We start from the raw sequence: 15456 nt of genomic DNA, 5'->3' as shown, positions 1-15456 counted from the left end.
TCATTACCTTTTTTTAAAATGTTAAAATTGGTATCAAATGCAGCTAAAAAACTTCTGTATTACACTCGCACCCATGGTTAAAAAGTTGCTCGTTTCCCTCGTTTTTTTATTTTTAGGTGTACAAGCAAATGCTCAAAATACCTTTTCGATAAGTGGAATAGTTCGCGACCAAAAAGACGGCTTACCGGGTGCTGGAGTTTACCTTAGCGGATACAAAATTGCAACAGTGGCCGATAATGATGGAAAATTTAGAATCAATAATCTAAAACCCGGCAATTACGATTTACTCGTTCAAATGGTGGGTTATTTACCTTTCTCTAAAAATGTTATCATTTCAGATAAATCTGTACAGGTTAATTTGGTTTTAAAAGAAAATGCAGTACAGTTAGATGAGGTTGTGATACGAGCAGATCCCAATCGAGCTAAGTATGTTGCTCAATTTATAGAAATGTTTATTGGTAAAACTCCGAATTCGGCACAAACAAAAATCAAAAACCCAAATGTGCTTATTGTTGATTACGACCCCACAAAAAGTTTATTAACCGTTAAAACTAACGAATTTTTAATAATCGAGAATAAGGCGCTGGGCTATCGGATTAGATACATGCTTGATTATTTTGAATTTAACAGTAGAACGAGAACCATTTATTATTCGGGCCACCCCACTTTCGAAGAACTGAAAAATGGCGCCAATAAACGAAAAAAATATATTGCCAATCGTGAAATAGCTTATTATGGTTCGTCTCAGCATTTTTTTAAATCGCTATTTCAAGGTACAACTAAAGAGGAGGGTTTTATTATTGGTAAAATTGTAAAAATACCCAATCCAAATCGATATCCAGATTACCAAATCAATCAAAATTTAACTCAACTTAAAACTTTAAGAGAGAAAACAGGTATAAGAAAAGTAGCTGGAAAAATTGACACAGGATTGGTTGCCTTTTGGACGAAACAGTTAGAGATGCCTAAGTTTATTGATAAATTTAGTCGCGCAGAAGTTATTGCAGATACGTTAGTACATTACCTAAATAAAAATTTGCGGTATTTAAGTTATACAGATGCGCTTTGCGTACAATACACAAAAGAGCATGAATCGTTGGCATACTCGAACAGTGGCTATTGGATTTTTCGACCGCTGGATATTCCAGATTATGAAATCTCCGTAGTGAATTTAATGCAACCAGGTGTTCGTTTCTACGAGAACGGTGGTATTTATGATTCTAAATCGCTTTTATATGAAGGTTTTTGGGCTTATGAAAAAGTGGCTGATATGGTGCCTATGGATTATGTGCCTTTGAAGAAATAAAAATTATGAGCGCGACGAAATAAAGCCTTAAATCCTCTATCAGTGATTCTGAATATCTCTCCTTTTGTAACGCTATTAAATACTAAAACATCATCCATTCGATTTAAAAACTCATGTGCGTACCTGAAAAATAATCATTTTCTCAACAAATGCTTATGTCTGCCTTAAAACACAGAAAAGCATACAAAAAAATCATCGGTTTATTGAAATATTCATAAATACATCCAAAAAAATGAAAATCCATTAAATTTATATTAATAAAAAATGGATTTTGACTACTTTTGACATCGATAAAAGTAACTAAATCTAAAACAACAACCAATGGAAGATAAGATAACGACCTTTATGGAGTACGTTAAGGTGCGCAATGCTAACGAACCAGAATTTTTACAAGCTGTTCGTGAAGTGGCAGAAGTTATTATTCCATTTATTGAAGAAAACCCCAAGTATCAAGGGAAAAAATTACTAGAAAGAATGATTGAGCCTGAACGCACAATCATGTTTAGAGTGCCCTGGTTTGACGACAATGGAGAAATACAAGTAAATAGAGGTTTTAGAGTGGAAATGAATTCCGCCATCGGACCATATAAAGGTGGATTACGTTTTCATCCATCTGTAAATTTGAGCGTTTTAAAGTTTTTGGGCTTCGAACAAGTTTTTAAAAATTCACTTACAACGTTGCCAATGGGTGGCGGTAAAGGTGGCGCAGATTTCGATCCAAAAGGAAAATCTGACAGAGAAGTAATGAGCTTTTGCCAGTCTTTCATGTCAGAATTGTTTCGCCATTTGGGCGAAAATACTGATATCCCTGCTGGTGATATTGGCGTGGGCAGCAGAGAAATTGGTTACATGTACGGTATGTACAAAAAACTCAAAAATGAATTTACTAGTGTCTTAACTGGCAAAGGCATGTCTTATGGCGGTTCATTAATTCGACCAGAAGCTACGGGCTATGGCAATGTATATTTTGCGCAGAACATGCTAAAAACCCGCGATGATAGCTTTAGCGGTAAAACTATTTTGATTTCTGGTTCTGGTAATGTGGCGCAATATGCAGCAGAAAAAGCTAGGCAATTGGGCGCCAAAGTTATTACAATGTCAGACTCTACTGGTTTTATATTAGATGATGAAGGTATTGACGAAGAGAAATTAGCGTACATTATGCAGCTAAAAAACGTAAAGCGTGGTAGAATTAGCGAATACGTAAAGCAATATCCAAATGCGAAGTATTTTGAAGGTATGCGCCCTTGGAATGTAAAGGGCCATATCGCATTGCCCTGCGCAACTGAAAATGAATTGAATGAGAGCGATGCCCAAGCGTTAATTGGAAATGGTTGTATCTGTGTAAGTGAGGGTGCAAATATGCCGTGTACACCTGGAGCAGTTACTGCATTCCAAAATGCAAAGATGTTATTAGGTGTTGGCAAAGCATCCAATGCTGGCGGTGTGGCAGCATCGGGTTTAGAAATGTCGCAAAATGCACAACGCTATAACTGGACAAGAGAAAAAGTAGATGAGCGGTTAAAAGTAATTGTAAATGAAATACATAAATCTTGCATCAAATATGGTACTGGTGAAGATGGCTACATTGATTATGTTAAAGGCGCAAATATTGCTGGATTTGTAAAAGTTGCCGATGCCATGCTAGAACAAGGTGTAGTTTAAAAATAAAGCAAAACTTAAAAGTCTTATCACAAAAAAACTCCCGATTTTCATCGGGAGTTTTTTTTATTTAGCCGACGAATCCTCTTCTTGCTGAGGCTCTTCTTTTTTCTTTTCGCCTTTTACATGATTAACTGAAATTAAATCTGCTTCTTTATCATAATCGATTTCCAAAACATCGCCTTCGGTTAATTCACCTTTTAAAATCTCTTCAGCAATTGGATCTTCCAAATATTTCTGAATAGCTCTTTTTAACGGACGAGCACCAAACGCAGTATCGAAACCTTTATCTGCAATATATTGCTTAGCATTTTCAGTTAAGTTAACCTGATAACCTAAACTATGAACGCGCCCAAATAATGCTTTCAATTCGATATCAATAATTTTGAAAATCTCCTCTTTACCAAGGCTATTAAATACCACAACATCATCCACACGGTTTAAAAACTCAGGTGCGAAAGCACGCTTTAAAGCACTTTCAATTACACCACGACTGTGAGAATCTACTTGCGTGGTTTTAGCTGCAGTAGAGAAGCCAACACCTTGACCGAAATCTTTAAGCTGACGCGCACCGATATTGGAAGTCATGATGATGATTGTATTTCTAAAATCAACTTTACGACCTAAACTATCCGTTAATTGTCCTTCATCTAAAACTTGTAATAATATGTTGAACACATCTGGATGCGCTTTTTCAATTTCATCTAACAAAATTACTGCATAAGGTTTTCTTCTAACTTTTTCAGTTAACTGTCCACCTTCTTCATAACCCACATAGCCCGGAGGCGCTCCTACTAAACGTGAAACTGCAAATTTCTCCATGTACTCACTCATGTCAATCTGAATCAGTGAATCATCACTATCAAACATGAAACGAGCCAACTCTTTCGCTAATTCTGTTTTACCAACACCCGTTGGGCCTAAGAAAATAAATGAACCAATTGGCTTTTTAGGGTCTTTTAAGCCTGCTCTTGTACGTTGGATGGCTTTGGTTAATTTCTTAATCGCTTCATCCTGACCGATAATTTTCTCAGCCACCTTATCGTACATATTCAAAAGCTTAACGCTATCTCCTTGTCCAACACGTTGAACAGGAATTCCAGTCATCATTGCAACTACCTCGGCAACATTATCTTCGGTAACCTCGTATCTTTTGGTCTTAGTTTCTGCTTCCCATTCTGCTTTGGCTTTATCTAATTCTTCAATTAAATTTTTCTCCGTATCGCGAAGTTTTGCTGCTTCTTCATATTTCTGACTGCGAACAACCTTATTTTTCTCTACCTTAATATCTTCAATTTTAGCTTCAATATCGATAATATTTTCTGGCACATGAATGTTGGTTAAATGCACCCTCGAACCCGCCTCGTCTAAAGCATCAATTGCTTTATCAGGCAAGAAACGATCAGAAATGTACCTCGATGTTAAAGTTACACACGCCACAATTGCTTCATCAGTATAAGTTACACCATGGTGTTCTTCATACTTATCTTTAATGCGTGTTAAAATCTCAACAGTTTCATCTGGCGTAGCTGGTTCAACCATCACTTTTTGGAAACGACGATCTAAAGCACCGTCTTTCTCAATATACTGACGGTATTCATCCAACGTAGTTGCACCAATACATTGAATTTCTCCTCTTGCCAAAGCTGGTTTAAACATATTCGAAGCATCAAGCGAACCCGATGCGCCACCTGCACCTACAATGGTATGAATTTCATCAATAAATAAAATTACATCAGTCGATTTCTCAAGCTCGTTCATTACGGCTTTCATTCTTTCTTCAAACTGACCACGGTATTTTGTACCTGCAACCAACGAAGCTAAATCTAAAGTAACTACACGTTTGCCAAAAAGCACACGCGAAACTTTACGTTGCACAATACGCAGGGCTAAACCTTCTGCAATTGCCGATTTACCAACACCTGGCTCACCAATCAAAATCGGATTGTTCTTTTTTCTACGTGATAGAATTTGCGATACACGCTCAATTTCTTTCTCACGACCAACAATTGGATCTAATTTACCTTCTTCTGCAGCCTTTGTTAAATCGCGACCGAAATTATCAAGTACTGGCGTTTTCGATTTTATATCAGAAACCTTTTTAGGCGTACTAAATGCTTCTTCTTCGCGATAATCGTCGTCTCCGGTAGATGCGCTATTCGAAATATCATCTCTAAAACCGTTTTTGTTTACTTCAACTTCTTGCTTAAAAACATCGTAAGCCACGCCATACTGCAATAATATTTGTGATGCAATATTGTCATCATCTCTTAAAACAGAAAGCAATAAATGCTCAGTGCCTATTAAATCGCTCTTAAAAATTTTGGCCTCTAAATAAGTGATTTTTAAAACTTTTTCGGCCTGTTTTGTCAAAGGGATGTTGCCCAAATTAACCGTAACGCTTGAAGTACCACGAACAGCATCTTCAATAGAACGGCGTAATTTGCTCGTATCAACCCCCAACGATCGTAAAATTTTTATCGCCATACCATCGCCTTCGCGGATGAGGCCCAATAATAAATGCTCGGTTCCAATGTAATCGTGCCCTAAACGCAACGCTTCTTCCCTACTAAATGAGATTACATCTTTAACCTGCGGTGAAAATTTTGCTTCCATAAATACCTTTCTTAACAGCTACGCCCCTAAACTATAAAATTAATTATAAAAAGAGACAGTACCAATTTCGTTAATTTATCAACAATTGCGCCATATAGGTGAATAACAGGCAATTTGAACATTCTACACCTCCAATATATTTATAAAAATGTGCAAATGCATGGTTAAATATAAACATAACTATTTACGAATTTACAGGTTTAAAGGTTTTTAATAGCGCATTAGATCTTATAAAAGTTTTAGAAAAGCTGATTGTCCTTTTTTTGTAAGTATTCGCTTACATTTAAAATACTGACATATTGCTATGGAAGTTTTAATTACAAGTAGTATTGACAGGCTTTTTGATAGTGATGAGTTTTGAGATATGAGTGATGAGTTAAAGGTTTGTGTGCAGGAACGATAAAGCTTAAAAATGAGTTTCTTCACAGCAATTTTTTTCGACAGTGGGTTATTTATTTGCCATTATGTTTGGAAGGCACAGAAACTACCATACTTAATATGGTAGGTGGAATAAAAAGAAACGCTGAAATTAAAACAGATATTGAATAACAGATTAAAAAATTTTTGCCTCTAATTGGTAGTATCACCAATCGTTTCTCTAACATTATCATGAATTTAAGGATACGATAATAACAACCAACCCCGCAGTATGTAAAGTTATCACAACTTTCAATCTTAAACTTTTAACTTACAACTTTAAAAGGCATATTTGCAGAAACACAGTTATATATTACATTATGGCAGACGAGAAGATCATTTTTTCAATGGCTGGAGTGAGTAAAATCTATCCACCACAAAAACAGGTTCTAAAAAATATTTACTTATCCTTCTTTTACGGCGCTAAAATCGGCGTTGTGGGTTTAAATGGTTCGGGTAAATCATCATTACTAAAAATTATTGCCGGGTTGGATAAATCTTTCCAAGGCGAAGTGGTTTTCTCTCCAGGTTTTTCTGTAGGCTATTTAGCGCAAGAGCCGATTTTAGACGATACCAAAACCGTTAGAGAAGTAGTAGAAGAAGGTGTTGCAGAAGTGACCGCTATTTTAAAAGAATACGAAGAGGTTAATGAAGCATTCGGGTTGGAAGAAAATTATTCTGATGCCGATAAAATGGATAAATTAATGGCCCGCCAAGGTGAGTTGCAAGATAAAATTGATGCCGTTAATGCTTGGGAATTAGATACCAAATTAGAAAGAGCGATGGATGCTTTACGTTGTCCGGAGCCCGATACTTTAATTGGTGTACTTTCTGGTGGTGAGCGCCGTAGAGTTGCTATGTGTCGTTTATTGCTGCAAGAACCCGATGTTTTATTATTGGATGAGCCTACCAACCACTTGGATGCTGAAAGTATTGACTGGCTAGAGCAATTTTTACAAAACTACAAAGGAACTGTAATTGCTGTTACCCACGATAGGTATTTCTTAGATAATGTTGCAGGCTGGATTTTGGAATTAGATCGTGGTGAAGGTATTCCGTGGAAAGGAAATTATTCTTCTTGGTTGGATCAAAAATCGAAACGTTTAGCACAAGAAGATAAAACAGAAAGTAAACGCCAAAAAGCTTTAGAGCGTGAATTGGAATGGGTGCGAATGGCACCAAAAGCGCGTCATGCAAAATCTAAAACACGTTTAGCCAATTACGATAAATTAGCTTCGGAAGATGGAAAAGAGAGAGAAGACAAGTTAGAATTGTTTATTCCTGCCGGTCCGCGTTTAGGTAATGTAGTGATTGAAGCAACAGATGTAACAAAAAGTTATGGCGATAAAATTTTATTCGAAAACTTAAACTTCTCGCTCCCTCCTGCAGGTATTGTTGGGATTATCGGTCCAAATGGTGCTGGTAAAACAACTTTATTCCGCTTAATTACAGGGCAAGAGCAACCCGACAAAGGTACTTTTAGAGTTGGTGAAACGGTAGAATTGGGTTATGTAGATCAAATGCATAACGATTTAGCACCAGATAAAACCGTTTACGAAAATATTACCGATGGTTTAGAAAACATTCAATTGGGTAATAAAGCGGTAAACGGTCGGGCTTATGTTTCTAAGTTTAACTTTAACGGTGGCGACCAGCAGAAAAAAGTGGGTATTTTATCGGGTGGAGAAAGAAACCGTGTTCACTTAGCCATTACCTTAAAAAAAGGCGCTAATGTTTTATTACTGGATGAGCCTACGAATGATATCGATGTAAATACACTACGTGCGTTAGAAGAAGGTTTAGAAAACTTTGGTGGTTGTGCCGTGGTGATTAGTCACGATAGGTGGTTTTTAGACCGTATTTGCACACACATTTTGGCTTTTGAGGGTAACTCCGAGGTTTATTCTTTTGAAGGAAATTATTCTGATTACGAGGAAAATCGTAAAAAACGCTTGGGTGATGTTGCACCGAAACGAATTAAATATAAAAAGATAGTTTAATTAAAAAAGAGGCTGTCTCAAAACAACAAATCGAGAAAGTGTAACAGAATTAAATTTGGCGTTATCGTCATGCTCAGCTTGACTGGGCATCCTAATGCTTTATTAAGATGCTATTTAGTAGTCTTTCCATAGCATTACGATTCCCGTTTTCACGGGAATGACGGTTTTGCGAAATATTATTCGGTGAATGAGATCCCAAAAATTGATTATGACACAGCCTCTTTTGTTTTTATCTAATATTTTTTTATAAAACCATCAGATCATTTATCGTTTTATCTTCACCACCTGACAGGCAGAAAATCTATAACGAGGAATGTTACAGAATAGATTCTTCGCTACGCTCTGAATGACAAATTCACAAAAAGCAACTACTTTTTCTCTTCTCTCGGTCCGCGTTTATAAATTACCAAACCGTTTAAAAAATTACGAAGAATTTGGTCGCCACATGGCTTAAAATTTTCATGGTCTTCATTCCTAAAAATATCTCCCATTTCTGCCTTAGTAACTTTAAAACCTACTAAATCACAGATAGAAATGATGTCTTCTGTTCGTAATGATAAAGCCACCCGCAGCTTTTTTAATATATCGTTATTGCTCATATTTTTTAATTAGTAAATTTTCAATTAGCGAATGGCAGATAGAATAACTAACTTGACTATCCAATTTTTCATCACTCATCACTCATCACTCATCACTCATCACGCTTAGCTCGCTACTTCCAATTTAAGTTTTTTTCCTTTTATTTTCTCACCCGCCAAAGCTTTAAAAAGCAAATCAACTTTTTCTCTTTTTACGGCGATGTAACTGGCGGTATCTTTCACTTCAATTAAGCCCAAATCATCTTTAGCCAAACCACCTTTTTGCAAAAACAAGCCAACAATATCAATTTTATTGATTTTATCCTTCCTTCCATTTGCCAAATATAAAGTTACCCATTCGCTTGCTTTAGGTTTTTTGTATGAGGCATTTAATTCTTCTTCTTGAATATTTTCTGGCAAATATTTATAATGTTCATCTTCTGTTAAAATAACATAAGCGGTTCCTTTAGCATGCATGCGTGCTGTTCGTCCATTCCGGTGGATGTACGCATCTTCTACGTAAGGCAATTGATAGTGTACAATGTGCTCCACTTCAGGGATATCCAATCCACGAGCAGCCAAATCTGTCGTAATTAATATTTTATGACTACCATTCCTGAATTTCAAAAGTGATTTTTCACGTTCAATTTGTTCCATACCACCATGAAAAACATCATGTTCTAAACCGTTTTCAAAAAGTAAATCACTAATGCGATCAACAGTTTCTCTATGATTACAAAAAACAAGCGTGTTTTTAGATCCAATTTTGTTTAACAATTTGAATAAAGTATCTGATTTATCAGGTGCTGTAGTAGTTACTTTTTTAAGTTTTAAATCAGGTTTTGCAGCTTGATTGCTCGAAAAATCTATCTCTTCAGCATTCTTCAATTTTACAAAATCGGGAATCTCTTCCATTTTTGTGGCCGAAGTTAATATTCGCTGTTTTAAGGATAACAATGATTTGATGATGTACGACATATCCTCTTTAAAACCAAATTCTAGCGACTTATCAAATTCATCTAACACCAAAGTTTCTATAAAAAATTCATCAAAGTTTTGATGTTCTAAATGATAAGCAATTCTGCCCGGCGTACCAATTAAAACTGATGGCGGATGCGCTAAATTATTCTTCTCTATACGCACAGCATGACCGCCGTAGCAGCAATTTACTTTGAAAGTAGTGCCCATTTGCTTAAAAACCTGCTCAATTTGTAGTGCAAGTTCGCGCGACGGAACTAAAACCAACGCTTGAACGCCTTTAATATCAAATTTTAAATTATTTAAAACCGGTAACAAAAAAGCCAAGGTTTTGCCAGAACCTGTTGGCGCTACCAATATTAAATCGTTGTTCTTTTTTGCCGATTTTAATGCCGCCAACTGCATCTCATTTAAAGCTTCGATGTTTAATTTGGCAAGTACTTTCTCTATCATTTAAGGCAAATGTAAACATTTATCACGCTAGGATAGTAATGTGCTAAAGCAAAATAAACCTAACCTATTGACAACAAACTAATTGTTAAAAATAAATTAAAAAAATTAGCCATTTTTTGTAATAAAGAGTTTAAATTTACATAAGCCATTCAGCTGATTAATTATTTGCTATGAGCATCACTTGGAAAAAATTTAATGGAGAAACCATTCAATCCTCCATAATCGACGAAATTGAAAATGCAATATTAAGAGAAACCGAAAAAGGGTATAAACTTAAAGTATGCATTGGTACCGATTCTCAGGTAAAAGGCACACATACTGATTTTGCCACGGTTATTGTATTGGTGCGCGAGCATCATGGCGGATTTATGTACATCCATCAAGATAAATCTATACAACAAGTCAGCATTAAAGAAAGAATGCTAATGGAAGTACAAAAATCAATAGAAACCGCTTATTCCATTTGCGATTTGCTTGATCTTTATGATGTAGCCTTAGAAGTTCACGCAGATATTAACACCAATCCATCTTTTAAATCGAACAAAGCATTAAACGATGCAATGGGGTACATTTTAAGTATGGGTTTTATTTTTAAGGCAAAGCCTGAAGCTTTCGCAAGTTCTACATGCGCCGATAAAATGGTGCATTAGTATTAATTTAGACGAAATTTATTTAAGATTAGCACAAAATGATAGATAGAAGTACGTTTGAATTTTTAAAAGATTTAAAATTAAACAACTCAAAAGATTGGTTGGATGGGCATAGAAAAATATATGAACAGGCTAAAGAAAATATTTTAACTTTCACTGGAGAATTAATTGATGCTTTTTCTAATTTAGAAAGTTCCATTTCAAGCGCTCATCTCGATCCAAAAAAGTGTATTACCAGATTAAATAGAGATTTACGTTTTGCCAAAGATAAAACACCCTATAAAACCGACTATTATATTGTGCTGAACAAAAATGGTAAAAATAGCCCTTCCGCATTTTATTATTTACATATTGAACCCAAAAACTGCTTTGTTGGCGGTGGCGTTTATAATCCTCAACCCGATCACTTAAAAAAAATAAGACAGGAAATTGATTATGCTTTCAGCGAATGGAAAGAGATAATTAATAATGAATCTTTCACGAAAGTCTTTCCAAGTGGCATTAATCATTCTGGCGTTTTAAGTAGACCGCCAAAAGATTTTGATGCTGACAATGAGGCCGTAGAATTTTTAAAAATGAAAGGCTTTTATACTTCCGAAAAATTAAGTGATGAAGAACTAACGTCAAATGATACATTTACAAAAATTATTTCCAGTTTTCAAATAGCAAAACCATTGGTTAATTTTTTAAATAGAGCCATCGAAAATGACTAAAAAATCATCGACATTATTAAACGACGAAGATTTTACAATGATAATCGAATGCGCAAACGACGGTTATTGAAGAAAAGCATTATCAAAGAATCTGCTTTAACCAGTTCAGAAGCTATGGACGTTTTACGGAAATTTGAGAAGATAATTGATAAAAATGAAGGTTAAGTGCTATGATTTTGGTTTGATCGTTATAGACCTTCGAATCGTTTTGGATTTATAAGATTGTCAACAAAATATCTTCCAAATCACTCAAAAATAAAATGACTTTTTAAACACCCTTAATACGTGTTTAACTTCTAAATTAGCCTTTAAATTACTCACTCTGGGAAATTACTTTTATAATCAAGTCTTTAAATTAACGCCAATTGAAAACATACCGTATAGAATTTACTCAAAAAGTGCCGATCGACATGAATACCGCATGGGATTTCTTTTCATCACCAAGCAATTTAACCAAAATAACGCCTGATGATATGACTTTTGAAGTGACTACTCCAAATTTAGAGCATACCAAAATGTATCCCGGAATGATTATTACCTACAAGGTTTCACCTTTATTGGGTATTAAATTAAACTGGATGACGGAAATTACGCACGTAAAAGACAACGAATATTTTATTGACGAACAGCGTTTTGGCCCTTTTGCTTTTTGGCACCACAACCATCATTTCGAAGCCATTGAAGGTGGTGTTTTGATGCACGACATTCTACACTATGGTGTGGGTTGGGGAATTTTCGGATCTATAGCGAATGCACTTGTGGTAAAAAGCAAAATTGACGGCATTTTCGATTTTAGATTTAAAAAAGTAGAAGAACTTTTCGGGAAATTTTAAGCAAGCAAACAACTTACCACTTGTCGTTTACTTTAGTTTTGTTGTTTTCGAGTGGATTAACGATCGGGTTTCTGCTCAAAAATTCTTTAAAGTCGGCACTTAGTTTTTCAACTTTGTTATAGGCTGCAGAAACGTTTGCTTTCCATTCGCCCATATTTAATTTACTCGTCGACTTCTCTAACGGCGTGCCGATTTTTGTGGTTGCCACATAATTTCCGTAACGATTGCGTTGATAGGGAATATACTCAAAATCGGTTAGCCAGAACCTATATTTTCCGTTTCGAGCTTCGAAAGTTAAATTGTAGCTTACTTCGCCACTCGGGTGGCCAGCAATCAAAACTGTTTTATCAATAACAAATTTCCCTTTGGCAAAAATTGATGTATCTGTTAAGACATGATTTTTGACTACTTCTTTATCCAATTTATTGATGAAAACTTTTGCTCTCGCCATCAAAATATCTTTAGAAATGGTTTTAACATCAACAACTTCGTAAAAAACATATTTTCCGTCTTCATTTAACGAGAATTGTTTTTGTTGGGCACAAAGCTTTAAACTAAAAAAGAATAAAAAAAGAACAGCGAAGTATTTCATATTGGCATTGAATTAAAATAAAAAACCGTCAGACTAATTTGACTGACGGTTTAAAATTATATAAATTGAATTTAAAAAGCGTACACAGCTGCAATCGAAAACTGACCAGCGTTTGGAACTGCCGAACTCCCTCTATTTAAAAATGGCTTCGTTCCGCTGTGGTCTAACCTAACCTCCGGAATTAGCGTTAATCCACCTGATTTGATATTGGCTGATAACGTTGCGGCTGTATATTTATCCCCAATAACCCCGCCAACATCTTTGTTTTTAAAATATTCTGCTCTTAAACCTAAAGAAACAACATCGTTTATTGCAACCTGCGGATATAATGCCACACCTGCATATCCTGCGTCTGATCCTTTTACATCATAATTAGCTGCATTTAATCCTAATTTAAATGCCTTTGTAATTTGGTAAGAAGTCGTCAAATCTTCAATCGTACCATAACCATAAGGATCAGCACCAGAAAGTACGTTTAAATAAGCCGTCCAGCCTTCCAAAGGAGCGACCATCAGTTGGGCGCCCACACTCGAAACACCTTTTGTTGCTTTATATAAGTTCCAATCGTTAAACAAACCCGCCATTAAACTTACTTTATCAGAGAACTTGTAAGTCGCTTTAATTCCAGCATTTTGAAAAGGCCCTGCACCAAATAAATATGAGGTAGAATAATTAAAATTAGCCACAGGCGAGATCACTTCGTAACCTACAAATGTGCCCATGTAACCTGCTGTCATTGAAAATTTATCGGAAAAATCATAATTGACATATAAATTCTGAATGTGAAAAGATGATCCTCCAGCAGCTGCATCGGGGATAGATTGCGTTTGTCCACGCGGACCGAAAGACAACTCCCCTACAAAAGATGCTTTACCTGTTTTCTTTTTCAGCAAAACATCAATCATTCCCAGTGAAACGGAATTGTGGTCAGAATCGAAATAGGTTTTAATATTATTTGGCTGATTTGCAAAATCGTATTTGAAATAAGTATCCACAGACCCGGAAATTTCTAATGGAGTAGTTTGCGTGGTGGTTTGAGCAATTACAGCTGAACCGAAAGTTAGAGAAGAAATACTGAGCAATAATTTTAATTTCATAAATAGTTTGGTTGGGAGTAAATAGTTTGTTTGGTTTTAAAGTTTACGTGCACTTTACGATTAATGTGTATTCACTAACTCTTCGCCAGTTGTGGCAAGAATTAAAGTACCTTGACTGTATTTCTCATCATGCTGACTTGCATCTAAACCTTCTTCTTCTTCTTCGGCAGTTACACGAATAGGTTGAACTAAATTGATGAGTTTGAAAATCAAAAATGACATCACAAAGCTGAAAACAATTACGATTAGGGCTCCTTTTAGCTGTGTGAAGAAAAATGCAGGATTACCGTAGAATAAACCATCTGCACCCGCAGCGTTTACTGTCTTTGTTGCAAAAACGCCTGTTAAAAGCATACCCACTATACCGCCAACGCCGTGGCAAGGGAATACATCAAGGGTATCATCAAGACTGGTAGTATGTTTCCAAGAAACAACTAAGTTGGAAATTACTGCTGCAATGGCACCAATAAAAATACTTGATGGAATACTCACGAAACCAGCACCAGGTGTAATGGCTACTAAACCAACTACCGCACCAATGCAAAAACCTAAAACAGAAGGTTTTTTGCCTCTTGCAACATCAAAAAACATCCATGCTAATCCGCCAGCACCAGCTGCTGTATTTGTAGTTAAAAAAGCAGATACAGCCAAAGAACCCGCGCTTAATGCCGAACCCGCATTGAAGCCAAACCAACCAAACCATAACAAACCTGTACCTATTAATACGTAAGGAATATTAGCCGGTGGTACTTCTCTATGTTCTAAATGGGATTTTCTACGTTTCAACACTAAGGCACCTGCAAGCGCAGCCATACCTGCAGAGATGTGTACGACTGTACCTCCCGCGAAATCAAGCACGCCCATTTTTAATAGGAAACCATTTGGATGCCATGTCCAGTGTGCCAAAGGAGAGTAGACAAATATGGCAAACAATACAATAAACAAAATGTAAGAAGTAAATCGAATCCGTTCAGCAACTGCGCCAACAACTAAACCTGGCGTAATAATCGCAAACATCAATTGAAAAGCAGCGAACAGCGAAAGTGGTATTGTTAACGGAGAGCCACCTTGCAATTGAGGTACACCTGAATTAACACCTTTGAAAAACAAGAATGTCATCGGGTTACCAATAATCCCATGAAATGAATCGCCAAAGGCTAAACTAAAACCTACGATTATCCACAACACAGTTACAACGCCGGCAGCTACCACACTTTTAATCATTGTAGAAAGGATGTTTTTACGATGAACCATTCCTCCATAAAAAAAAGCTAAACCTGGTGTCATTAAAAAAACTAAAGCAGAGGATATTAAAATGAATGCAATATCAGCTCCATTGTACTTGCCTTCATCAAAATTTGGAAGTAAGGGAACAAATAAGGCTAAGACGGCGAAAACCATCAAGATAACGAACGGTGCATACTGTTTAAAGAGAACTTTTGCCATGATTTTTTAGTTTAATTATGAATTGACTTAAAATTATCAAATACTTGATGTGTTTTTTTTATAAAAGTAATGTATTGACGGTTTTTAAGTGATAATTATTATATATTTTTTACTA

12 protein-coding genes are annotated in these 15456 nt (G+C 35.9%); 6 read left to right on the top strand and 6 right to left on the bottom strand.

The genetic code is table 11. The features are described from left to right. Positions 1–37: 37 nt before the first annotated feature. Positions 38–1306 carry a carboxypeptidase-like regulatory domain-containing protein gene (locus tag EZJ43_RS05980; protein WP_243718047.1) on the top strand — a complete coding sequence of 423 codons (1269 nt, stop codon included), beginning with the start codon at positions 38–40 and terminating at the stop codon, positions 1304–1306. 321 nt (positions 1307–1627) lie between these two features. Continuing rightward, positions 1628–2971: an NADP-specific glutamate dehydrogenase gene (gene gdhA, locus EZJ43_RS05975; RefSeq protein WP_133261773.1), complete on the top strand. Its 1344-nt coding sequence runs from the start codon at positions 1628–1630 to the stop codon at positions 2969–2971. A 63-nt stretch (positions 2972–3034) separates the two neighbouring features. Here gdhA and EZJ43_RS05970 read toward each other — a convergent pair whose 3' ends face one another. Beyond that, a complete protein-coding gene (locus tag EZJ43_RS05970; RefSeq protein ID WP_133261772.1) occupies positions 3035–5584 on the bottom strand; it encodes an ATP-dependent Clp protease ATP-binding subunit in 2550 nt (849 codons plus the stop codon). A gap of 737 nt (positions 5585–6321) precedes the next feature. Here EZJ43_RS05970 and ettA point away from each other — a divergent pair. Next, positions 6322–8001 carry an energy-dependent translational throttle protein EttA gene (gene ettA / locus EZJ43_RS05965; RefSeq protein ID WP_133261771.1) on the top strand — a complete coding sequence of 560 codons (1680 nt, stop codon included), beginning with the start codon at positions 6322–6324 and terminating at the stop codon, positions 7999–8001. Positions 8002–8369: 368 nt separating this feature from the next. Here the strand turns inward: ettA and EZJ43_RS05960 are convergent, their stop codons facing one another. Together EZJ43_RS05960 and EZJ43_RS05955 are read right to left on the bottom strand one after the other, a co-directional pair. Beyond that, complete coding sequence (locus EZJ43_RS05960) at positions 8370–8600, bottom strand: DUF1456 family protein (RefSeq protein ID WP_133261770.1); 231 nt, start codon at positions 8598–8600, stop codon at positions 8370–8372. Positions 8601–8705: 105 nt separating this feature from the next. After that, positions 8706–10010: a DEAD/DEAH box helicase gene (locus tag EZJ43_RS05955; RefSeq protein ID WP_133261769.1), complete on the bottom strand. Its 1305-nt coding sequence runs from the start codon at positions 10008–10010 to the stop codon at positions 8706–8708. Positions 10011–10186: 176 nt separating this feature from the next. On the opposite strand from EZJ43_RS05955, the gene EZJ43_RS05950 reads away from it, so the two are divergent. The 3 genes from EZJ43_RS05950 (at position 10187) to EZJ43_RS05940 (ending at position 12206) form a co-directional block, all read left to right on the top strand. Continuing rightward, positions 10187–10660: a ribonuclease H-like YkuK family protein gene (locus tag EZJ43_RS05950; RefSeq protein ID WP_133262006.1), complete on the top strand. Its 474-nt coding sequence runs from the start codon at positions 10187–10189 to the stop codon at positions 10658–10660. Between the two features lie 38 nt (positions 10661–10698). Further along, entirely contained in the window at positions 10699–11373 is a 675-nt protein-coding gene (locus EZJ43_RS05945; protein ID WP_133261768.1) for a DUF2461 domain-containing protein, read from the top strand. A gap of 365 nt (positions 11374–11738) precedes the next feature. Continuing rightward, positions 11739–12206: an SRPBCC family protein gene (locus EZJ43_RS05940; RefSeq protein ID WP_243718046.1), complete on the top strand. Its 468-nt coding sequence runs from the start codon at positions 11739–11741 to the stop codon at positions 12204–12206. 13 nt (positions 12207–12219) lie between these two features. Here EZJ43_RS05940 and EZJ43_RS05935 read toward each other — a convergent pair whose 3' ends face one another. The 3 genes from EZJ43_RS05935 to EZJ43_RS05925 form a co-directional block, all read right to left on the bottom strand. Beyond that, positions 12220–12798: a DUF4468 domain-containing protein gene (locus EZJ43_RS05935; protein WP_133261767.1), complete on the bottom strand. Its 579-nt coding sequence runs from the start codon at positions 12796–12798 to the stop codon at positions 12220–12222. A gap of 71 nt (positions 12799–12869) precedes the next feature. Continuing rightward, a complete protein-coding gene (locus EZJ43_RS05930; RefSeq protein ID WP_133261766.1) occupies positions 12870–13895 on the bottom strand; it encodes a porin in 1026 nt (341 codons plus the stop codon). 60 nt (positions 13896–13955) lie between these two features. Next, the gene (locus EZJ43_RS05925; RefSeq protein WP_133261765.1) at positions 13956–15341 is read right to left on the bottom strand and encodes an ammonium transporter; all 1386 of its coding nucleotides are present in this window, start codon (positions 15339–15341) and stop codon (positions 13956–13958) included. Between the last annotated feature and the right edge of the window lie 115 nt (positions 15342–15456).

This window comes from Pedobacter changchengzhani (assembly GCF_004354365.1).
Lineage (GTDB): Bacteria > Bacteroidota > Bacteroidia > Sphingobacteriales > Sphingobacteriaceae > Pedobacter > Pedobacter changchengzhani.
The sequence above is the reverse complement of the archived record's forward strand: the minus strand, read 5'-3'. Positions and strand labels throughout refer to the sequence as shown.